This is a genomic window from Methylobacterium phyllosphaerae (assembly GCF_001936175.1).
GTDB lineage: Bacteria > Pseudomonadota > Alphaproteobacteria > Rhizobiales > Beijerinckiaceae > Methylobacterium > Methylobacterium fujisawaense.
Genome location: NZ_CP015367.1, coordinates 4,842,828 through 4,863,010, shown reverse-complemented (window position 1 = coordinate 4,863,010; position 20,183 = coordinate 4,842,828). Strand labels below are relative to the sequence as shown.

The following is a 20,183-nucleotide window of genomic DNA, read 5'->3' as shown; positions in this document are numbered from 1 at the left end:
CCTATATCGTCGACCATGGAACAGGTCGTCGTCTGGTTCGATGGAGGCTGCCCCCTCTGCCGGCGCGAGATCGCGCTGATGCGCCGGCTGGACCGGCGCGGCGCGATCACCTTCGTCGACGTGACAGAGGATGCGGACACCTGCCCGGCCTCGCGGGCGGACATGCTGGCGCGCTTCCATGCCCGCGAGGGCGAGTCCGTCTTCACCGGCGCCGCGGCCTTCGCGGCGATGTGGCGTGCGATCCCGGTTCTGCGCCCGCTCGGGCTCCTCGCGCGGTCGGGCCGCGTCCTGCAGGTCCTTGAGCGTCTCTACGGCGTGTTCCTGAGGGTCAGGCCCCGGCTGCAGCACCTCGCCCGGCGATTCGAACGGCCCCGGGCCTCAGCCTGAGGCGGGGATCCGCGGAGACGCGCTCACGCGGCCTCCACCTGCAGGATCGTCCCGCGAATGGCCGTCACCCGAACCCGTGCCCCGGCCGGCAGATCGGGTCCCTCGACCCGCCAGAGCGTATCGTCGAAGCGGATGCGGCCAGCCCCCTGCACGATCGGATCGTCGAGCATGCCGGCGCGCCCGATGAGGCCCCTGTCGGCGCGGTTCAGCGCGGGAGCCGGCGGTCCGGCACCCCGCCGCTGCAGGCGCGCCGCGACGGCGACCAAGCCGACGGCCAGCACCGCGAACAGCAGGGTCTGACCCTGCCAGGGCAGGGGCAGCGCGGCGGCGGCCACGCCCGTCGCGACGGCGGCGAGGCCGAGCCAGATCAGGAAGACGCCGGGCAGCAGGATCTCGGCCCCCGCCAGGGCCAGCCCGGCGATCACCCAGCTCCAGGCGGGCCCGAGAGCCGCGACGGCGTCGGCGACGGAGGCGGGCATCGCCGGCGTCAGGTCCGCGGCGGGGCGACGTTGGGCGGCGTTCCCGCGCGCCTGGGCGCCGAGGGACCATCGCCGAACACGGTGCGGGTGAGTTCACCGATCCCGCCCAGGGTGCCGGCCAGAGCCGCCGCCTCGATCGGCACCACGACCACCCGCTGGTTCGGCGCGGTGGCGATCGCCCGTACGGCCTCGACGTATTTCTCGGCCACGAGGAAATTCGCCGCCGCGATGTCGCCCTCCGCGATCGCCCGGCTGACCATGCCGGTCGCCGCCGCCTCGGCCTCGGCGGAGCGCTCACGGGCCTCCGCGTCGCGGAAGGCGGCCTCGCGCCGACCCTCCGCCTCCAGGATCGCCGATTGCTTGCGTCCCTCGGCCCGGAGGATCTCGGCGGCGCGCTGCCCCTCCGCCTCCAGGATCGAGGCGCGCTTCTCGCGCTCGGCCTTCATCTGGCGGGCCATGGCCCCGGCGAGATCGGCCGGAAGCACGATATCCTTGATCTCGATCCGGTTGATCTTGACGCCCCAGGGCGAGGCCGCCGCATCCATCACCCGGAGCAGGCGTTCGTTGATCTCGTCACGGTGGGCGAGGAGCTGGTCGAGATCCATCGCGCCGACCACGGTGCGAATGTTGGTCATCGTCAGGGTGGTGGCGGCGAGGTCGAGGTTCGACACCTCGTAGGAGGCGCGCGCCGCGTCGAGCACTTGGTAGAACACCACCGCGTCGATGGTGACGCCGGCATTGTCGCGGGTGAAGGCCTGCTGGCTCGGCACGTCGATCACCTGCTCCATGACGTTCACCCGCCGGCCGATCCGCTCGACGAAGGGGGTGATCAGTCCGAGGCCGGCATCGAGGCTGCGGGCGTAGCGGCCGAAACGCTCCACCGTGTAGACGTAGCCCTGGGGGACGATCTTCACGCCCGCGGCCAGGGTGATGACCGCCAGCGCCGCCACGCCCACCGCGAAGACGCTCAGCCCGAACGGCAGCCCCATCGACACCCTCTCCGTCCCGGCCGCGCGTCCGGCGCGCGAGACGCAGCCTAGCAGGCCGAGGCGCGCCTCGCGACCGCGGTCCCGGACAGCCGAGAAACGGGGCCGCCGCGGCCCGGCGTGAACGGGCCCCCATTCATTTCGATCATCTTTGGTTCAGGCCGCGGCGCTTAGGAAGTCGGCAAGCGTCGCGTTCGTCGTCGCTCCAGACCCTCCAACGCAACGCTTGTTGAAGAAACATTCGGCATGATCCCCGCCACCCTCGCCGCGGAAAGAAGTCCTTTCGCGCCGCTGCGGGCGGCAGAAATCCCCACCCAACCGGATCCGGTGCGCGCGTGAAGATCGCTGTCCTCGCACATCTGAAATACCCGATCGGCCAGCCCTATGCCGGCGGCTTGGAGATGCACACGCATCTCCTCACCGTCGCGCTGAAGCGGCACGGGCACGACGTCACGCTGTTCGCCAGCCGGGGCTCGGACCCGGCGCTCGATCCCGTGATGCTCTGCGATCCCACCGGGGACGCCCTCTTGGACCCGGACCGCGAGGAGGCGATCGACCGGGCGGAGCACGAGGCCTACCGGCGCATGATGGAGATGGTTGCGGCCGGGGGCTTCGATCTGGTCCACAACAATTCCCTGCACGCGCTGCCGCTGCGCGAGAGCACCCGGATCGGCCTCCCCTGGGTGACAGTGCTGCACACGCCGCCCTTCGAGTCCCTGGTCGCCGGCATCGTCGATGCCGATCCCGACATGGCCTTCCTCGCGGTCTCGCCGTCGCTGGCGCAGGAATGGGCGCATCTCGTCCCGAACGCGCAGGTGGTCGACAACGGCGTCGATCTGTCGACCTTCGTGTTCTCGGAAGAAGCCGACGTTCCGGCCTTCGCCTTCTGGTCGGGCCGAATCGTGCCCGAGAAGGGTCTGCACCTCGCCATCGACGCCGCCCGCGCCGCCGGGCTGCCGCTGACCTTCGCCGGCCCGAAGCTCAATCCCGGCTACTGGGCCGCCGAGATCGCCCCACGCATGGGGCCGGACCTGACGCATCTCGGCCATCTCGCGCACCGGGATCTGGCCCATCATCTCGGCCGGGCGCGGGTCGCGATCGTCTCGCCCCGCTGGGAGGAGCCCTTCGGCCTCGTCGTGGCGGAGGCGCTCGCCTGCGGCACCCCCGTGGCCGCCTTCCGCCGCGGTGCCATGCCCGACATCCTGGACGCGTCCTGCGGCCGCCTCGCCCGTCCGGACGATCCGCAGGATCTCGCGGTGGCCATCCGGGAGGCCGCCGGCCTGTCGCGCCGGGCCTGCCGCGACCGGGCCGAGGCGCTCTACGACGCCACCGCCATGACAGGACGCTACCTAGAAGCGTACGATGCGGTGATCGCGCGCTGCGCCGAGCGGGCGCGGCCCGCCCTGCGCGTCGCCGGAGGACGCGGCTGAGCGGCGCAGATACGCGAGCCGTGCCGCATTTCCGCACCCGAGCCCGGAGCCCGGCGGCTCGACGCCCCGCCCCCGACCTCCGCGGCGCATGACGGTGCCACGGGAGACCTGACATGACCACGGACGCCGACCATCCGGCCCCCCTGCCCTGCGTCGTCTGCATTCCCGCCCGGAACGAGGCCGAGCGCCTGCCCCGCCTGCTCGCCTCCCTGGCCGCGCAGGAGGGCGTCTCGGCACGGGCGCCCCTCAGGGTTGTGGTTCTCACCAACAACTGCAGGGACGGGACCGTCCAGGCGGTGCGGGATGTCGAAGCCTCGGGCATTCTCGCAACCCTCGCCCTCCGCCTGACCGACGTCGAGCTGACCGGCGCTGAGGCCCATGTCGGCACGGCCCGGCGCATGGCGCTGGAGGCCGGGGCCGACTGGCTGGAGGCCGACGGACAGCCGGACGGAATCCTCCTCACCACCGACGCGGATGCCCGCCTGCCCGCCGACTGGGTGACGGCGAACCTGCGCGCGTTGGAGGCCGCGGACGTCGTCGGCGGCCGGCTCGTGATCGACGAGGACGGCACCGCCGATCCCGACCTCGTGGCCCTGCACGCACGCATCGAGCGCTACTGGTCCGGTGTCCGCCGCCTGGAGGATCTCCTGGACCCGCCGCCGCACGATCCCGCCCCCCGCCACGGCGACCATACCGGGGCGAGCCTCGCCGTTCCGGCCGTCCTGTACCGGGCGGTCGGGGGACTGCCGGCGCTGCCCTGCGGCGAGGACAATGCCCTCGTCGGGCTCCTGCGCGCCAACGGGGCGCGCCTGCGCCACTGCCCGGAGGTGCATGTGCTGGTCTCGTCCCGCCATCAGGGGCGGGTCTCGGGGGGCATGGCCACCGAGATGCTGCGCCGCGCCCGTGTCCTTCACGGAGAGGCCTACCTGCTGCCGGAGGCCGCCCATTGGCAGGCGCTGATCCTGCGCCGGGCGGCGCTGCGCCGGGCCTTCCATCTGGACCCCGAGGCCCGCGTCGCAGCCTGCGGGCGGCTCGGGCTCGCCCCGGAGGATCTCGACTCCGTCGGCGCCTGCCCCAACGACATCGCCTTCGTGGAGCGGGCCGACCGCATCCTCGAATCCCGCAGCGCGCCGGCGCGGGAATGTGCCCTGGATCAAGCGGTCGCGGATCTCGACGCCCTCGCCCTTTCCCTGAAGGCCGCCGCGTGACCCGCGGCATCGGCTGGTACGTCCACCACCAGGGCGCCGGCCATCTCCAGCGCGCCTGGGCCGTCGCGGGGGCCCTGCCTCGACCCTGCACGATCCTCGGTACGCTCGCCGGCTTCGACACCGCCGGCCTCGACGTCGTCGATCTGCCCGATGATCGCCCCCTCGGCGCCGCGGCCTTCGACGGCCGGGACGGCGAGGCCGAGCGGCCGCAGGCGCTCCACTACGCCCCTCTGAACCATCCCGGCATCCGCGCCCGGATGGCACGCATCGCCGCCTGGGCGGAGCGAACGGACCCGGCCCTGCTCGTGGTCGACGTCTCGGTGGAGGTCGCGCTCCTGGCGCGCCTGCTGTCGGTGCCGACCCTGGTGGTGCGGCTTGCCGGAACGCGGACCGACCGGCCACACCTCGAAGCCTTCCGCAGCGCCACGCGACTGCTGGCGCCCTTCCCCGCCGCGCTCGACGGGTCGTCCGTCCCGGACTGGGTCCGGGCCAAGACGCTGTATGCGGGCTTCCTCGGCGCTCCGGCCCAAGGGCTCACCGAGGGCAGCCGGGACATCGTGGTGGTGTTCGGCCGCGGCGGCACGGGGGGCAGCCTCGCGGATCTCGCCGCGGCGGCGCGGGCGGTGCCCGACCGGCCCTGGCACGTCCTCGGGCCGGTCTCGGGCAGCGGCGAGACGCCGGACAACCTGCACCTGCACGGCTGGGTCCCCGACGTCGAGGCGCGGGTGGCGCAGGCGGCGCTGCTGGTAGGGGGCGGCGGCGACGGTGTGGTCGCGCTCGCCGCCGCGCAAGCGAAGCGCTTCCTCTGCCTGCCCGAGGAGCGGGCCTACGGCGAGCAGACCGAGAAGGCGGAGGCGCTGGCGCGGCTCGGCGCCGCGATCGTCCATCCGGGCTGGCCCCCGGCCTCGGCCTGGCCGGGCCTGATCCGGGACGGCCTCGCCCTCGACCCGGCGGTGATCGGCGCCCTGCACGATCCGGATGCGGTCCGGGGCTGCGCAGCGGCGATCGAGGCGTTGGTCCGGCACCTCTGAATGATCGGCCCGCGACGGTCCGGGGCGGGCGTCCTTGCGGACGCAGCGAGGCGGGAGAGCGAACTCCGTCTTCAAACGCACCGCCGCCGAAGCGAAGCTCGCTCCGGCGGACGTGTTTCAGGTTGGGCTCAGGAGATCAGATCGAGCTTCGCGGCCTCGATCCCGTCGGCGCGGATCGCGTCCGGCAGCGAAGAGAAGTCACGATATCCCGCCTCGCGTGCCATCGCGTCGAGGGCCGTCTGCTCGTCATCGGCCGCCCCGGTCCAGAGCACGGCGCCGCTCTTTGTCTGCCTAATCTGGAAAATGCTCATCGATCCCTCCCCGGTCGCGAAAAGACCTTCACGGTATTAACGTCGCCGTTCGTCGCCGGTTGCAGGGGGACCGAACGCAACAGCCGCGGTTCGTCGGCGCCAATCCCCTGCGGCGCGAGGCCCGGCGACGGCATCGCGCAATGGCGCTATTCTCATCCGCATCCAGGATGACTCGCCATGAAAACGCCGACCTGCCCGGCGAGGGAGAGACAAGATCAATCGAGCGCCGATTGTGAGGCCCCCGTCGTGAAGTATGTCCGTTGGCGCGCGTCCCGCCTCAGTCTCCTGTGCGGGCTCGCGATCCTCGCCGCGGCGCCGGCCCGGGCCGTCGAGACTGCCGCCGTTCCCGACGCGGCCGCCATCGCCCCGGCGGTGACCGTCGTGCCGGCCGAGAGCCGCGAGATCGTCGAGCGGGCCGTCGTCACCGGCACGCTGGTCCCCCGGGACGAGATCCTCGTATCCCCCGAAGTCGAGGGCCTGCGCATCACCGACCTGCTCGTCGAGGAGGGCGACCGCGTCACCAAGGGGCAGGTCCTCGCCAAGCTGTCGCTGGAGATGATCGCCACGCAGGAGGCCTCCAACGCCGCGGCGATCGCCCGGGCCGAGGCGGCCATCGTCCAGGCCCGGAGCCAGATCGTCCAGGCGGAGGCCGCCAACGTCGAGGCGCGGCAGTCCCTGGAACGCGCCCAGGCGCTGGCCAAGACCGGCAACGCCACCGCGGCCGTGCTGGAGCAGCGCGTCTCGGCGGCCCAGGGGGCGGAAGGGCGCCTCGCCGCCGCCAAGGGCGGTCTGCAATCCGCCCAGGCCGACCTCGCCACCGCCCGCGCCGCGGGCTCCGAGATCGCCCTGCGGCGGGCCCGCACCGATATCCGCGCCCCCGAGGCCGGAATCATCAACCGCCGCACCGCCCGGATCGGGGCCACCGCCACCGCGGCGGCCGAGCCGCTGTTCCGGCTGATCGCCCGGGGCGAGATCGAGCTGGAGGGCGAGGTGCCCGAGACGTCCCTGGCGCGCCTCCAGGTCGGCAATCCGGCGAGCCTCGACCTCGACGACGGCCGCCGCCTCGCCGGCACGGTGCGCCGGGTCTATCCGGAGGTCGACCGGGCGACGCGGCTCGGCAAGGTGCGCATCCGCCTCGGCGACGATCCGGCCCTGCGCATCGGCGCCTTCGCCCGCGGCAACGTGGAGATCGCGCGCCGTACGGGCATCGCCGTGCCGGTCTCCAGCCTGCTCTACGCCGCCGACGGCCGCGCCAGCGTCCTCGTGGTGAAGGACGGGCGCGTCGAGGCGCGACCCGTGACCACGGGCCTCTCCGCCGAGGGCTTCACGGAGATCCGTTCGGGCGTCGCCGCCGGCGAGAGCGTCGTGGCCCGCGCCGGCAGCTTCCTGCGCGACGGCGACCGGGTACGCCCCGTGCCGGCTGCCGCCAGCAGCACGCCGATCGCCGACGCGGCCCCGCGGTAGGACGAGTCGAAGGATCCGGCCATGCGCCTCAACGTCTCCGCCTGGGCGATCCGCAAGCCCCTGCCCTCGGTGGTCCTGTTCCTGGTCCTGATGATCCTCGGGCTCGTGAGCTTCCGCTCGCTGCCGATCACCCGCTTTCCCAACATCGACATCCCGATCGTCTCGGTGACGATCACCCAATCGGGGGCGGCCCCGTCCGAATTGCAGACCCAGGTGACCAAGTGGGTCGAGGATTCGGTCGCCGGCGTGAAGGGCGTCAAGCACATCCTCTCGACGATCACCGAGGGCACCTCCACCACCACGATCGAGTTCCGCCTTGAGGTAAACCAGGATCGGGCGACCAACGACGTCAAGGACGCCATCGCCAAGATCCGGCAGAACCTGCCGCGCACCATCGACGAACCGATCGTCTCCCGCGTCGAGATCGCCGGCCTGCCGATCATGGTCTACGGCGCCTCCGCGCCCGCCATGACCCCCGAGGACCTGTCGTGGTTCGTGGACGACGTGGTCGCCCGCGGCCTGCAGAGCGTGAAGGGCGTCGGCGGCGTTGAGCGCCTGGGCGGCGTCGCCCGGGAGATCCGCGTCACCCTGAAGCCCGACCGGCTGCTGGCGCTGGGCATAACCGCCGCGGACGTGAACCGGCAGCTGCGTCTGACCTCGGCCGACATGGCCGGCGGCCGGGCCGAGGTCGGCGGCCAGGAGCAGTCGATCCGGGCGCTCGCCGCCTCGGCGAGCCTCGAGACGCTGGCCAAGACCTCCATCGTCGTGCCGGGCAACCGCAAGGTCCGCCTCGACGAGCTGGCGACCCTGTCCGACACCGCCGAGGAACCCCGCACCTTCGCGCGCTTCAACGGCGAGCCGGTGGTCGCCTTCGCGATCTCTCGGGCGAGCGGCGCCAGCGACGCCGACGTCTCGGTGGGCGTCGCCAAGAAGATCGCGGCGCTCCATGCGGCGAACCCGAACGTGCGGTTCGACCTGATCGACACCAGCGTCGTCAACACGATCGGCAACTACCACTCGGCCATGATGGGCCTGATCGAGGGCGCAGCTCTCGCGGTCGTGGTGGTGCTGCTGTTCCTGCGGGACTGGCGGGCGACGCTGATCGCCGCCGTGGCGCTGCCGCTCTCGGTGCTGCCGACCTTCTGGGTGATGAGCGCACTCGGCTTCTCGCTCAACGCCGTGAGCCTGCTGGCGATCACCCTGGTCACCGGCATCCTGGTGGACGACGCGATCGTGGAGATCGAGAACATCGTCCGGCACATGCGGATGGGGAAGTCGCCCTACCGCGCGTCTCTCGAGGCCGCCGACGAGATCGGGCTCGCGGTCATCGCCATCACGGCGACGATCATCGCGATCTTCTCGCCGGTCTCCTTCATGGGCGGCATCGCCGGCCAGTATTTCAAGCAGTTCGGCCTGACCATCGCGGCGGCGGTGTTCATGTCGCTGCTCGTGGCGCGGCTGATCACGCCGCTGCTCGCCGCCTACTTCCTGCGCGACCACGGGCCGGACCACGAGCGGGACGGCTTCGTGATGCGCGGCTACACCCGCCTCGTCGCCTGGTCGGTCCGGCACAAGTTCATCACGCTGGTGCTCGGCATCGCGTGCTTCGCCGCCTCGATCGCCTCCACGGGCCTGCTGCCCGCGGGCTTCCTGCCGGCGGAGGACCAGGCCCGCACCCTGTTCGTGGTCGAGCTGCCGCCGGGCGCCCGGCTCCCGGACACGGTCCGAGTCACCGACCGCATCGAGGAGAAGATCCGCGCGCTGCCCGAGGTGAAGAGCGTGTTCGTGGACGGCGGCCGCCAGCTGCCGGCCAAGAAGGAGGTGCGGCTCGCGAGCCTGACCATCAACCTCACCCCGAAGAACGCCCGCCACAAGACCCAGAAGCAGGTCGACGCCGAGGTCGCGGCGATCCTGCGGGAGGAGCCCGACCTGCGGTTCTGGGCCCTGCGCGAGGGCGGCCAGCGCGATCTCGCGCTGATCATCGCCGGCCCCGACAAGGCCGTGGTGGCGGAGGTCGCCGCCAAGCTCCAGCGCGAGGCCCAGCGGGTCCCCCACCTCGTCAACGTCATGTCGACGGCGCCGCTCGACCGGACCGAGGTGCGGATCCGGCCGAAGCCCGCGGTGGCGGCCGACCTCGGCGTCAGCACGGACACCATCGCCGAGACGGTGCGGGTCGGCACGATCGGCGACATCGGCATGAACCTCGCCAAGTTCAACGCCACCGACCGGCAGGTGCCGATCCGCGTGCAGCTGCCCGAGCGCCTGCGCGGCCGGCTCTCCGATCTCGAGACCCTGAAGGTGCCGGTCAAGGGCGGGGCCGCCGTGCCGCTCGCCACCGTCGCCGATATCAGCCTCGGCCAGGGCCCGACCGGCATCGACCGCTACGACCGCGCCGTGCGCGTCGCCCTCGAGGGCGACATGCAGGGCACCGATGCGCTCGCCGAGCTGATCACCCAGGTGATGAACCTGCCGACGGCCAAGAACCTGCCGCCGGGGGTGACGATCAGCCAGACTGGCGACGCAGAAGTCATGGGCGAGGTGTTCGAGGGCTTCGCGCTCGCCATGGGCGCCGGCCTGATGATGGTCTTCGGCGTGCTGATCCTGCTGTTCGGCAACTTCCTGCAGCCGCTGACCATCCTGTTCTCGCTGCCGCTCTCCATCGGCGGCGCGATCCTGGCCCTGCTGATCTGCCACATGCCGATCTCGATGCCGGTGGTGATCGGCATCCTGATGCTGATGGGCGTCGTGACCAAGAACGCCATCATGCTGGTGGATTTCGCCGTGGAGCAGATCCGCGCCGGCGTCGACCGGAACGTCGCCATCGTGGATGCGGGCCGCAAACGCGCCCGACCGATCGTGATGACCACCATCGCCATGGCGGCCGGCATGGTGCCGTCGGCGATGGCCTACGGGATCGGCGGCGAGTTCCGCTCGCCCATGGCGGTGGCGGTGATCGGCGGCCTGATCGTCTCGACGGTGCTGTCCCTGGTCTTCGTGCCGGCGATCTTCGTCCTGATGGACGACCTGTCGCGCCTGCTGAAGCGCCTGTTCGGCCGCTTCGTGGGCGAGCGCGACGACCCGGAGGATGCCACGACCTTCGACCCGGCCCATCCGGCCAACGACGGGCATCCGCTGCCGCCGCGGATCGCCGCGGAATAGGCCCCCCGCGGCGCGGTGCATTGCGTCCCGCGCCGCGATGGGCTGTGACTCCCCCCATCGAATCAACGGAGACGCGCTAAACGATGTCGGGTGGTCACGGGGCGATCGAAGGGTCGAATAAGCGCGTGGCGCTGCTGATCTCGGTGCTGGCGCTGTTCCTCGCCTTCAGCGAGACCCTGGGCAAGGCGTCCCAGACGGAGTCGATCGGGGCCAATGTCGAGGCCGCAAACCAATGGGCCTATTTTCAGGCCCGCACCATCCGCTCCACGGTGCTGAAGACCGCCGACGAGGCCCTGGCCCTGCTTCCGCCGGGACCGAACCAGGACGCGATCGCCGCCAAGCGCGCCGAGTGGGCCAAGACCCTGACGCGCTGGGAATCAGAGCCCGCCACCGGCGAGGGGCGCAAGGAGCTGACCGCCAAGGCCCGCGCTTCGGAGGGCCGGCGCGACCTCGCGCTGCTGCGTTACCACCATTACGAACTGGCCTCGGCGGCCTTCCAGATCGGCATCGTGCTGGCATCGGCCGAGGTCATCACCGGCATCACCCTCTTGGTCTTCGCCGGCGGTTTCCTGGGTCTCGCCGGAGCCGCACTCCTCGGCTTCGGCTATCTCGCGCCGCATGCCCTGCCGTTCTTCCACTGAGGAATCGCTCCGCGAGTCAGCGACGTAACGCCACCCTCGCGTCCGATTGATCGGCCGCGCCCGTCCATGGGCTGGACGCGCGCGCCGGAAGCTGATCGTTTCGGCACATTCCAGGGGGGAATGATGTCAGCTCATTCGGAAGACCAGGGCCGCCTGACGCGGCTCGCCAGCGCGATCTTCCTGCACACCGAGCACGCGATCTACGCGGCGCTCGGTCTCCTGCTCGCCCTCACCGCCATTGTCGCGCTGGTCGATGCCGCGGGGCTCACCTGGGAGGCCATGCGGGCGCTCGGCGGCGCCCAGCAGATCCTGGAGGTGATCGACCGGCTGCTGTTCCTGCTCATGCTGATCGAGATCCTGCACACGGTGCGGGTCTCGATGCGGTCGGGCACCCTGACCTGCGAGCCGTTCCTGATCGTCGGGCTGATCGCCTCGATCCGGCGCGTCCTGGTGATCACGCTGCAATCCTCCGAGATCATGCACGCCAAGGACTGGTCGCCCGAGAAGCAGGCGCTGTTCCAGGCATCGATGATCGAACTCGGCGTGCTGGCGGGGCTGATCCTCACGATGGTCTTCGCGATCTTCCTGCTCCACCGCGCCCGCGACGACGGGCGGCCGGCCGGCGAGGAGAAGCCCGCCGGCGAATCCTGACGCGGCTCACCCGCTCCGGGTCGCTTCGCTCCGTCCGCGATGACGGAGCGAAGACCGCATGCGCGCTCAGTTCATCCGCAGGATCGCCGCGTTGAGGAGCGTCGCGAAGCCCACCCAGGCGGCGTAGGGCACGAGGAGCCACGCGGCGATCCGGTCGAACCGCCAGGACAGCCGGATGGTCCAGAGCACCGTCACGAGCAGCATCGCGACGACAATGAGCCCCGCGCCGATCGCGTGGGCGGTGAAGAAGACGGGCGTCCAGGCGGCGTTGAGCACCAGTTGCACCAGGAAGGCCGCCAGGGCGAGCCACCAGCCCGTGCGGCTCGGTCCGGTGCGCGGCATGGTGCCGAGCAGCCGCCAGAGTGCGATCGCGATCATCATATAGAGGATCGTCCACGCGACCGGGAACACCCAATTCGGCGGGTTGAAGACCGGCTTGTTCAGGCCGGCATACCATCCCGGGATCTCGGCCTGGGTCGCCATCGAGCCGACCACCGCGGTGGCCGCTACCGGCAGGATCGCGGCGGCGAGCCGTAGCCAGCGCGACAGAGGCGCCCCCTGGGGGACGTGTATGGCGGCCGTCATGATCGTTCGTCTCCACCGGGCAGGGCTTGCGGGCGTGGCTTGGGGCGCGGGTTGCGGGCGTGGCTTGCCGGGGCCGACGCGCCGTGGCACGCGGCCGTCTCCATCCGCCGAGAATCGCCAGATGTCACTGCCTAACGCGCCGCAGGCTCCGTCGGATAGCCGCAGCGACGCTGCGCCGGAATTCACGCCCCGAACCCTCGCAGCCCAGGCCATGGGCCGGATCGAGCCCGGGACGCGGGCGGTGGTCATGCCGCTGCACGTCTCGACCACCTTCATCCGCGATCCCGACAACGGCTACAGCTCCGGCTACAGCTACGCGCGGCCCGACAACGCCACGGTGCGCGAGGCCGAATCCATCCTGGCGATGCTGGAGGGTGCGGAGGCCGGCGCGCTGCTGTTCGGCTCCGGAATGGCGGCGGCGACCGCGGTGTTCGGCGCCCTGGAGCCCGGCGACCACGTGGTCGCCGGCACGGTCATGTACTGGGCGCTGAAGCGCTGGCTGCGCGAGGAGGCGCCCCGGCGCGGCCTGACGCTCACCTTCGTGGACACGGCCGATCTGGATGCCCTGCGCGCCGCGGTCGCGCCCGGCCGGACCCGGCTCGTCTGGATCGAGACCCCCGGCAACCCGCTCTGGACGGTCACCGACATCGCCGCCGCCGCCGAGATCGCCCACGCGGCGGGGGCACGGCTCGCCGTCGATTCTACGGCCGCCTCGCCGGTGCACACGCGTCCCCTGGAACGCGGTGCCGACATCGTGATGCACTCGGCCACGAAGATCCTGAACGGCCATTCGGACGTCGTGGCGGGCGTGCTGGCGGGCGCGCGGGCCGACGCGTTCTGGGATCGGATCCGGGGGATCCGGGCCGGCAGCGGCGGTATCCTCGGGCCCTTCGAGGCCTACCTGCTGATGCGCTCGCTGCGGACCCTGCACCTGCGGGCCGCGGCACAATCGGCGGGTGCCCTGCGGCTCGCCGAGCGCCTGAGCGGGAACCCGCTCGTGACCCACGTCCTCTATCCGGGACTGCCGGACGATCCCGGGCACGCGATCGCCCGCCGTCAGATGCGGGACGGGTTCGGCTTCATGCTGTCGATCCGGGTGGCCGGCGGCGAGGCCGGCGCCATCGCCACGGCGGCGCGGGTGCAGCTCTGGAAGCGGGCGACCTCCCTCGGCGGCGTCGAGAGCCTCATCGAACACCGCGCCTCGGTGGAGGGCCCGGGCAGCCCCTGCCCGCCGGATCTCCTGCGCCTGTCCACGGGCATCGAGGACACGGAGGAACTGTACGGCGATCTCGACCAGGCTCTGCGCAGCGCCCACGGGGGCTGATTGTCGAGGGTGGTTGGTGCCGAACGGGTTCCTGGCGCGTTGTGCCGGCAGTTCCGACGGCGCACGCCGCCACAGATCGCGAGTCCGACGACATGACGACCCGTTTCCGCGCGATGGTCCCCGGCACCCTCGCGCTGCTCACCCTGGCGCTCGCCCCGCTCCCGGCGCGGGCCGACGCCGTCCCGACTCTCGATGTCGAGCGGACCTGCCAGTCGGCGCAGGTCACCAACACGTCCATCAGCGACAAGGCGAATTACGACGGCTGCCTCCGCTCCGAGCGCGAAGCCCGGAAGGAGGCCGAGCGGCACTGGAGCAGTTATACCCCCGCCGCCAAGCGTCAGTGCGAGGATCAGTTCAAGGCAGGCGGCTATCCGTCCTACGTCGAGATGGTGACCTGCCTGGAACTCGCCTCCGGCACCGTGCCGACGCAGAGCGACGCGGGCGGCCGCGCGGTGGGCGGTCCGGGCTCGCCGCGGGACGTGAAGGTGCAGCGCGAAGGCGCCGCCAACCTCACCAAGGAGCCGCCCGCGAGCCAGCGCACGGATCCCATGAAGGTGCTGGAGAACAAATAGGCCCGCGCGCCGGAGACCGTCCCGGCCGCGGCGGGCGCCGACGAGCCATTCTCCCGGCGCCGAGGCATAGGACCGAGGCGGCGTGCTAAGGGCGGTCATCCCCGCCTTCCCGCACGCCGCCCGGATCCGTGAACGCCCTCGCCATCATCGCCCCGATCTTCGGGATCGTCCTGATCGGCTGGGCGGCAGCCCTCGCGGGCCTTCTCTCCGACAAGGTGAGCGACGGTCTGTCGGAATACGTCTTCGCCGTCGCCGTCCCGGCCCTGATCATCGCCACGCTGACCAAGCCCGGCATGAGCGGGACCGTCACGTGGTCCTACTGGGTCGCGTATTTCGGCGGCGCCGCGATCTCGTGGTTCGTGGGCACGCTGATCGCCCGGCGGCGCGCCGGGATCGAGCGGCGGGGCGCCATCCTGCACGGCTTCGCGGCGAGCCAGTCGAACACGGTGTTCGTCGGCGTGCCGATGATCCTCCAGGCCTATGGCGAGGAGGGCGCCTTCCCGCTGTTCATGCTGCTCGCCGTCCACCTGCCGCTGATGATGGGCAGCGCCACCTTCCTGATCGAATCCGATTCCGGCCTGCCGGTCCTGGCGCGGATCCGGGGGCTCGCCCTGGTGCTGCTGCGCAACCCGATCTTCGTGGCGCTCCTGATCGGCATGGCGATGAAGGGGCTCGGTCTCGCGCCGGTGGGCATCGCCCGATCGCTCATCGACGCCTTCGCGGGCACCGCCTCCACCTGTGCGCTGGTGGCGCTCGGAGCCGGCCTGAAGCGCTACCGGGTGCTGTTCGACCTCAAGGGCGCCCTGGTCATCGCTCTCCTGAAGAACCTCCTGCACCCGCTGGCGGTCTGGATCCTGGCCTTCCACGTCTTCGCGATGCCGGCCGCCTATGCGGGCGTCGCGACCCTGTTCGCCGCCATGCCGGTGGGGATCAACGCCTACCTGCTGGCGGCGCGCTACAAGACCGAGACCGGGATGGTGGCGGCCTCCGTGCTGGTCTCGACCCTGCTGGCGCCGCTCACCACCCTGGCGTGGCTGATGCTCCTCGGCCGGGCGTGACGGCGGCGCCCCGGCGTCACCGCGCGCGTTGGACGGGGCGTTATCCGGGTCTAGGGTAGGCGCAAGCGCGGGTCCGCGAGGCCCGGCGCATCCCTGCAGGCGAGGAATTTCGATGAACGCTCCGATGCGCCCTCCGGGCAGCGCCTCCCCGTCGGCCCCGGCCTCGCCCCGCTTCGTCTGGGACGATCCCTTCCTGCTGGAGGATCAGCTCACCGAGGATGAGCGGGCGATCCGCGATGTCGCCCAGAGCTTCGCGCAGGAGCAGCTCCTGCCCGGGATCGTCGAGGCCTACGCGAACGAGACGACCGATCCGGGCCTGTTCCGCAAGATGGGCGAACTGGGTCTCCTCGGCGTCACCCTGCCGGAGGAGTATGGCTGCGCCGGCGCGTCCTACGTCGCCTACGGGCTGGTGGCGCGCGCCGTCGAGGCGGTGGATTCCGGCTACCGCTCCATGATGAGCGTGCAATCCTCCCTCGTGATGTACCCGATCCACGCCTACGGCTCGGAGGAGCAGCGCCAGAAGTTCCTGCCGAAGCTCGCCTCGGGGGAATGGATCGGCTGCTTCGGCCTCACGGAGCCCGATGCCGGCTCGGATCCGGCCGGCATGAAGACCAAGGCCGAGAAGATCGACGGCGGCTACCGGCTCACCGGCGCCAAGATGTGGATCTCGAACGCGCCCTTCGCGGACGTGTTCGTTGTCTGGGCGAAGTCCGACGCGCACGAGGGCGCGATCCGCGGTTTCGTCCTCGAGAAGGGCATGAAGGGCCTCTCGGCTCCGACGCTCAAGGGCAAGCTGTCCCTGCGGGCTTCCACCACCGGCGAGATCGTCATGGAGGGCGTCGAGGTCGGCGAGGACGCGCTGCTGCCGAACGTCTCGGGGCTGAAGGGGCCGTTCGGCTGCCTCAACCGGGCGCGCTACGGCATCTCCTGGGGCGCGATGGGCGCCGCCGAGGATTGCTGGCACCGCGCCCGCACCTACACGCTGGAGCGCAAGCAGTTCGGTCGCCCCCTGGCGCAGACCCAGCTCGTCCAGAAGAAGCTCGCCGACATGCAGACCGAGATCGCGCTGGGCCTCCAGGCCTCGCTGCGGGTCGGGCGGCTGATGGACGAGGGCAAGATGGCGCCGGAGATGATCTCGCTGGTCAAGCGCAACAATTGCGGCAAGGCGCTGGACATCGCCCGCACCGCTCGGGACATGCACGGCGGCAACGGCATCATGGGCGAGTACCACGTGATGCGCCATGCCCAGAACCTCGAGACGGTGAACACCTACGAGGGCACCCACGACGTCCACGCCCTGATCCTGGGCCGGGCGCAGACGGGGCTGCAGGCGTTCTTCTGAGCCCCGGGGGACGCGCCTGCCAGCCGATACCGCTTCTGAGGTGCAGCGGAACCGCCTCGAAAGCGGAGCCCAGGGATCGCGGCGCCGTGCGGACTCCGCCTTCGAGGCATTAGCAGCGCTCCGGCGTCTCAGGATGCGGGCGCGGGCGGGATGAGTTCGGCCCGATGGGACGGCGTCACTCCCCGCCCTCCTCCCCGCCCAGCGACCATTCCAGCACCCGGGCGAGGTGATCGTAGGCACCGTACTTGCTGGCGTATTGCGGATAGGGGCGCGCCGTATAGGCGGCCTCGCCGGTCATGAACCGGGCGACCAGACCCCGCAGCCGCTCGGCGTGCTCGGCCACGATCGCCGCGACGGCGCGCTCCTCGCCTCTCGGCGGCTTCACCGGCACCGGCACGAAGGGCTTACGCCCGCCCGAGGCGTGGACGTAGAACAGGTCCGGCGTCACCGGCACGGCCGGCAGATCCGCGAAGGCGCCGTGCATGAGCATCGCGGCCTCCAGGGTGAGCTGCGGCGAGAAGCCGGAGAAGATCTGCTTGGCAGAGGGCGGCGTGCCGGTCTTGTAGTCGACGATGCAGGCGGTGCCGTCCGGGCGCAGCTCGATCCGGTCGGCCCGGGCGCGCAGCGTGAAGGTCTCCCGGCCCATCGGGATCACCCAGCGCCCGGAAACCTCGGGGTGGATCCGGCTCAGCCCGGGCCGGCGCTGCGTCTCCCAGTCGAGATAGGCCGCGGCCATGCGCTCGTAGCGCGGCCACCACTCGGCGTAGAGGTTCGGGTACTCCGCCTCGATCTCCGCGAAGGCGTTCACCGCAAGGTTCAGGAGGCGCTCTGCCGGATCCGGGGGCAGATCCTGCGGATGCCGGCGGGCGAACTCGGCGAAAACCTCGTGCACCAGGGAGCCGCGGGTCGCGACGCTCGGCGCCGCCGCCAGCGGATCGAGAGGGTCGAGCCCGAGCACGTGGCGGGCGAAGATGCTGTAGGGATCGCGCACCAGCGTCTCGATCTCGGTGACGCTGAGGGAGCGCGGAAACAGCGCCGGGTCCGGCTTGGGCGCGGGGCGCTTCAGCCGCGGCTCCGGCGGGGCGGCGTCGAGCCGGGCCGCGAGGCCGTTGAACCGGCGCCCGGCGTCCAGGACCGTCTCCCAGGTTGCGTCGCCCGAGAGCGCGCGCAGGCGCTGGATCAGCCGCGAGGGCACGGTCGGCGCGCCTTCGCGCTTCAGGGCCCGGGTGATCACCGCGTCCCGGCAGCCCAGCGCCTGCACGAAATCGTGGGCCATCTGCCCGATCCGCCGCTCGGGCGGGTTGAGGCCGACCCGCTCGCGCATCGGCCGGTTGAGGAACGAATCGGTCAGCGTGCGCACCGGCCAGACGCCCTCGTCGAGCCCGCCGAGCACCACCCGGTCGACAGAGAGCAGGCGCGCCTCCAGCAGGCCGAGGATGCGCAGTCGCGGATGCGGCGCCTCGCCCGAGCAGGCGACGGTGCGTTCCCGGGCAAGCGACGTGAAGAAGGTGGCGTAATCGTCGAACCGACCCGGCATCAGGTCGGGCTCGGCCATCTCCAGATCGTCGAACAGGGCGTCGAGGCAGGACAGGGATCCGTCCGGCTCCTCCTCGGGGGCGTCCTCCGGCCCGGCGATCAGCCGGTCGCAGGCCTCCCGATGGCGTGCAGCCGTCGCCACGAGGTCGCACGCCCCCGTCCCGTCCGGGCCCGGGAAATCCCGGAACACCAGATCCAGCCGGTCGAGCAGGTCCGCGGCCAAGTCCCAGTCGATATCCTTCAGGCGGCGTTTGGCCCGGGGTCGGCGCTCGGGCGGTCCGGCGCGCTCGGCGGCGAGGGCATGGCGCAGGCCGTCGAAACCCGGGGCCGGAACCGGGCCACGCAGCAGCCCAATCTCCAGGGCCGCGGCACCCCGGACCACCTCCGCGCGTGGCAGACCAAGATGGACCATCGGGTGCGAGAGCAGCGCGATCAGCCGGGCCGGGATCGTGTCCGCCTGGCTGCGGGCGAGATCGGCGGCGAGTTCCGCGGCGAGCCGGGCGAGCCGCCCGGCCGGGCTTCCGGCCAGGGACAGGCCGGCGGAATCCTCGGCGACGATGCCCCAGCGCAGGAGTTCGACGGCGACCCGGCCGGCGAGCCCCCGGTCGGGCGTGATGAGGGCCACGGTGGCGCCGGGGGTCTGGAGGGTCTCGCGCAGCGCCAACGCCGCGACCAGCGCCTCCTCGCGCTCGTCGGCGGCCTCGGCCAGCGCCAGTCCTTCGAGGCCGCGCCGGGCGACGGTGTCGCGCTCGGCCGGGTCGAGGGCGGCCCAGGCGTCGGTCGTGTCGGCCGGCCGCAGAGCCTGCGACAGCAGCGCGGCCCGCGCAGCCTGGCCGGCATCGGGCGCGCCGAGGGCGACGATCTCCGCGCGGTCCAGGTTGAGGTTCTCAGGCCCGAGCAGCCGGTGCAGCACCGCCTGCGGGTGGCCGTGCGCGATGACGCGGGAAAAGCCCTCGCCGGTGTCGATGCCGTCCCAGCCGGCCGCGTCGAGGTCGAGGTCGAGCCCGGGCAGCACCACCGCGCCCCGCGGCAGCTTCGCTACGGCGGCGATGAGGCGGGCGGTGGCGGGGACCGAGCCGAGCGAGCCGGCGACGATCACGGGGTCCGGCGTCGCATTGCGCGACAGACGCCGCTCCTCGGCCAGCACGAGGCCGCGGGCGCGGGCGACGGGATCGGCGAGGCCCCGCTCGGACAGAAGCTTCGGCCAGTTCTCGGCGGCGATCTTCACGAAGTCCAGGGTCAGGCCGAAGTAGCGGGAATATTCGGCCTCGACGGCGGCGCCGATCTCCGACCAGGGCAGGCCCTCGACGGTGAGGGCGTCCATCAGCCGTTCGAGATCACCGGCGAGGCCGACCGCGTCGGCCGGGGAGGACGGCACGAGGAACGGCACCTCGGCGTCCAGCGGCAGCAGGGTCCGGTCGACGGTCTTGGCCCAGGCCTGGACGAGGCGGGCGAGGATCAGCCGGCGCTCCAGCGGAGGCATCGGCGCGCTCAGGGGATCGGCGTTGGCCTCCAGCAGCGGCTCGGCGGCGAGGTCGAGTTCCGCCTCGTCGGCCTCCCCGAGGGGAATCATCCGCGGCAGCAGGGTGGCCCGACCGGGCGCGTCCCGGCCAAGCCTCTCGGCCAGGATCGCGCCGAGCGCCCGGGCGGCGCGGCGGGTCGGCAGGTAGATCGTGACGGCGGCGAGCGCCAGCGGATCGTCCGCGACCGGCCCGACGAGCCGGCCGGAAAGCAGCGCCTCGGCGAGCGTCGGAAGAAACGGGACGCCGCGGGAGATGGTGAAGACGGCGTGTCGGGCGGGCATGGGCGGGCTTCTACGCCCGCCGAGGCGGCTCGGACAGGGGGCGCGGGGTCGAGATGCGGGGATCGGACGGGTCTCCCACGCGCCCTTCCCCTCTGCGGGCGACCGGATTCACACCTCAGTCTGGCAGCGCGGGCACCGGAGGACGCGCGGGTCCCCTCCCCCACGCGGGAAAGGGGGGCGCGTCGGGCCCGGTCCGGGCCGATGGGCAAGCACCC

17 protein-coding genes are annotated in these 20,183 nt (G+C 72.0%); 12 read left to right on the top strand and 5 right to left on the bottom strand.

Going from position 1 to position 20,183, the window contains the following annotated elements; translation table 11 throughout:
- The first annotated feature begins 15 nt into the window (after nt 1–15).
- Nucleotides 16–387, top strand: coding sequence for a thiol-disulfide oxidoreductase DCC family protein (locus tag MCBMB27_RS22180; RefSeq protein WP_075381287.1), 372 nt, complete (start codon nt 16–18; stop codon nt 385–387).
- A gap of 23 nt (nt 388–410) precedes the next feature.
- On the opposite strand, the gene MCBMB27_RS22175 is transcribed toward MCBMB27_RS22180, so the two are convergent.
- Both MCBMB27_RS22175 and MCBMB27_RS22170 read right to left on the bottom strand, forming a co-directional pair.
- Nucleotides 411–866: an NfeD family protein gene (locus tag MCBMB27_RS22175; RefSeq protein ID WP_075381286.1), complete on the bottom strand. Its 456-nt coding sequence runs from the start codon at nt 864–866 to the stop codon at nt 411–413.
- An 8-nt stretch (nt 867–874) separates the two neighbouring features.
- Complete coding sequence (locus MCBMB27_RS22170; protein WP_043385564.1) at nt 875–1,855, bottom strand: SPFH domain-containing protein; 981 nt, start codon at nt 1,853–1,855, stop codon at nt 875–877.
- Between the two features lie 332 nt (nt 1,856–2,187).
- Between MCBMB27_RS22170 and MCBMB27_RS22165 the strand changes: the two genes are divergently transcribed.
- The 3 genes from MCBMB27_RS22165 (at nt 2,188) to MCBMB27_RS22155 (ending at nt 5,521) form a co-directional block, all read left to right on the top strand.
- Nucleotides 2,188–3,282, top strand: a complete 1,095-nt coding sequence (locus MCBMB27_RS22165) for a glycosyltransferase family 4 protein (RefSeq protein ID WP_053609530.1) — start codon at nt 2,188–2,190, stop codon at nt 3,280–3,282.
- 113 nt (nt 3,283–3,395) lie between these two features.
- Complete coding sequence (locus MCBMB27_RS22160) at nt 3,396–4,490, top strand: glycosyltransferase family 2 protein (protein WP_075381285.1); 1,095 nt, start codon at nt 3,396–3,398, stop codon at nt 4,488–4,490.
- Nucleotides 4,487–5,521 (top strand): glycosyltransferase, encoded by a 1,035-nt coding sequence (locus tag MCBMB27_RS22155; protein ID WP_075381284.1) that lies wholly within the window; start codon nt 4,487–4,489, stop codon nt 5,519–5,521. The genes MCBMB27_RS22160 and MCBMB27_RS22155 overlap by 4 nt, the downstream gene beginning before the upstream one ends.
- Nucleotides 5,522–5,649: 128 nt before the next feature.
- On the opposite strand, the gene MCBMB27_RS22150 is transcribed toward MCBMB27_RS22155, so the two are convergent.
- The gene (locus tag MCBMB27_RS22150; RefSeq protein WP_043353351.1) at nt 5,650–5,832 is read right to left on the bottom strand and encodes a hypothetical protein; all 183 of its coding nucleotides are present in this window, start codon (nt 5,830–5,832) and stop codon (nt 5,650–5,652) included.
- A gap of 177 nt (nt 5,833–6,009) precedes the next feature.
- On the opposite strand from MCBMB27_RS22150, the gene MCBMB27_RS22145 reads away from it, so the two are divergent.
- From MCBMB27_RS22145 to MCBMB27_RS22130, 4 genes are all read left to right on the top strand, one after another.
- A complete protein-coding gene (locus tag MCBMB27_RS22145) occupies nt 6,010–7,296 on the top strand; it encodes an efflux RND transporter periplasmic adaptor subunit (protein ID WP_083683673.1) in 1,287 nt (428 codons plus the stop codon).
- 21 nt (nt 7,297–7,317) lie between these two features.
- Nucleotides 7,318–10,455, top strand: coding sequence for an efflux RND transporter permease subunit (locus MCBMB27_RS22140; protein ID WP_043385575.1), 3,138 nt, complete (start codon nt 7,318–7,320; stop codon nt 10,453–10,455).
- An 83-nt stretch (nt 10,456–10,538) separates the two neighbouring features.
- Nucleotides 10,539–11,096, top strand: a complete 558-nt coding sequence (locus MCBMB27_RS22135; protein WP_043385577.1) for a DUF4337 domain-containing protein — start codon at nt 10,539–10,541, stop codon at nt 11,094–11,096.
- Nucleotides 11,097–11,219: 123 nt separating this feature from the next.
- Nucleotides 11,220–11,747, top strand: a complete 528-nt coding sequence (locus tag MCBMB27_RS22130) for a phosphate-starvation-inducible PsiE family protein (RefSeq protein WP_043353367.1) — start codon at nt 11,220–11,222, stop codon at nt 11,745–11,747.
- A 66-nt stretch (nt 11,748–11,813) separates the two neighbouring features.
- Here the strand turns inward: MCBMB27_RS22130 and MCBMB27_RS22125 are convergent, their stop codons facing one another.
- On the bottom strand, nt 11,814–12,332 hold the full coding sequence (locus MCBMB27_RS22125) for a TspO/MBR family protein (RefSeq protein ID WP_075381283.1): 519 nt from the start codon (nt 12,330–12,332) through the stop codon (nt 11,814–11,816).
- 121 nt (nt 12,333–12,453) lie between these two features.
- Between MCBMB27_RS22125 and MCBMB27_RS22120 the strand changes: the two genes are divergently transcribed.
- The 4 genes from MCBMB27_RS22120 to MCBMB27_RS22105 all read left to right on the top strand — a co-directional run bounded on the left by MCBMB27_RS22120 (nt 12,454) and on the right by MCBMB27_RS22105 (nt 16,628).
- Nucleotides 12,454–13,656 (top strand): trans-sulfuration enzyme family protein, encoded by a 1,203-nt coding sequence (locus MCBMB27_RS22120; RefSeq protein ID WP_075381282.1) that lies wholly within the window; start codon nt 12,454–12,456, stop codon nt 13,654–13,656.
- Between the two features lie 92 nt (nt 13,657–13,748).
- Complete coding sequence (locus MCBMB27_RS22115) at nt 13,749–14,228, top strand: hypothetical protein (RefSeq protein WP_083683670.1); 480 nt, start codon at nt 13,749–13,751, stop codon at nt 14,226–14,228.
- Between the two features lie 128 nt (nt 14,229–14,356).
- Nucleotides 14,357–15,286 carry an AEC family transporter gene (locus MCBMB27_RS22110; RefSeq protein WP_043760196.1) on the top strand — a complete coding sequence of 310 codons (930 nt, stop codon included), beginning with the start codon at nt 14,357–14,359 and terminating at the stop codon, nt 15,284–15,286.
- A 112-nt stretch (nt 15,287–15,398) separates the two neighbouring features.
- On the top strand, nt 15,399–16,628 hold the full coding sequence (locus MCBMB27_RS22105) for an acyl-CoA dehydrogenase (protein WP_043760194.1): 1,230 nt from the start codon (nt 15,399–15,401) through the stop codon (nt 16,626–16,628).
- A 175-nt stretch (nt 16,629–16,803) separates the two neighbouring features.
- On the opposite strand, the gene addB is transcribed toward MCBMB27_RS22105, so the two are convergent.
- On the bottom strand, nt 16,804–19,968 hold the full coding sequence (addB, locus tag MCBMB27_RS22100) for a double-strand break repair protein AddB (protein WP_075381281.1): 3,165 nt from the start codon (nt 19,966–19,968) through the stop codon (nt 16,804–16,806).
- Between the last annotated feature and the right edge of the window lie 215 nt (nt 19,969–20,183).

Excerpts from the sequence above, each read along its gene's own strand:
- MCBMB27_RS22125 (WP_075381283.1), bottom strand. The coding sequence starts at position 12,332 with ATGACGGCCGCCATACACGTCCCCCAGGGGGCGCCTCTGTCGCGCTGG.
- MCBMB27_RS22170 (WP_043385564.1), bottom strand. The coding sequence starts at position 1,855 with ATGGGGCTGCCGTTCGGGCTGAGCGTCTTCGCGGTGGGCGTGGCGGCG.
- MCBMB27_RS22175 (WP_075381286.1), bottom strand. The coding sequence starts at position 866 with ATGCCCGCCTCCGTCGCCGACGCCGTCGCGGCTCTCGGGCCCGCCTGG.
- MCBMB27_RS22135 (WP_043385577.1), top strand. The coding sequence starts at position 10,539 with ATGTCGGGTGGTCACGGGGCGATCGAAGGGTCGAATAAGCGCGTGGCG.
- MCBMB27_RS22120 (WP_075381282.1), top strand. The coding sequence starts at position 12,454 with ATGTCACTGCCTAACGCGCCGCAGGCTCCGTCGGATAGCCGCAGCGAC.
- MCBMB27_RS22140 (WP_043385575.1), top strand. The coding sequence starts at position 7,318 with ATGCGCCTCAACGTCTCCGCCTGGGCGATCCGCAAGCCCCTGCCCTCG.
- MCBMB27_RS22180 (WP_075381287.1), top strand. The coding sequence starts at position 16 with ATGGAACAGGTCGTCGTCTGGTTCGATGGAGGCTGCCCCCTCTGCCGG.
- MCBMB27_RS22115 (WP_083683670.1), top strand. The coding sequence starts at position 13,749 with ATGACGACCCGTTTCCGCGCGATGGTCCCCGGCACCCTCGCGCTGCTC.
- MCBMB27_RS22130 (WP_043353367.1), top strand. The coding sequence starts at position 11,220 with ATGTCAGCTCATTCGGAAGACCAGGGCCGCCTGACGCGGCTCGCCAGC.
- MCBMB27_RS22105 (WP_043760194.1), top strand. The coding sequence starts at position 15,399 with ATGAACGCTCCGATGCGCCCTCCGGGCAGCGCCTCCCCGTCGGCCCCG.
- MCBMB27_RS22145 (WP_083683673.1), top strand. The coding sequence starts at position 6,010 with ATGAAAACGCCGACCTGCCCGGCGAGGGAGAGACAAGATCAATCGAGC.
- addB (WP_075381281.1), bottom strand. The coding sequence starts at position 19,968 with ATGCCCGCCCGACACGCCGTCTTCACCATCTCCCGCGGCGTCCCGTTT.
- MCBMB27_RS22160 (WP_075381285.1), top strand. The coding sequence starts at position 3,396 with ATGACCACGGACGCCGACCATCCGGCCCCCCTGCCCTGCGTCGTCTGC.
- MCBMB27_RS22150 (WP_043353351.1), bottom strand. The coding sequence starts at position 5,832 with ATGAGCATTTTCCAGATTAGGCAGACAAAGAGCGGCGCCGTGCTCTGG.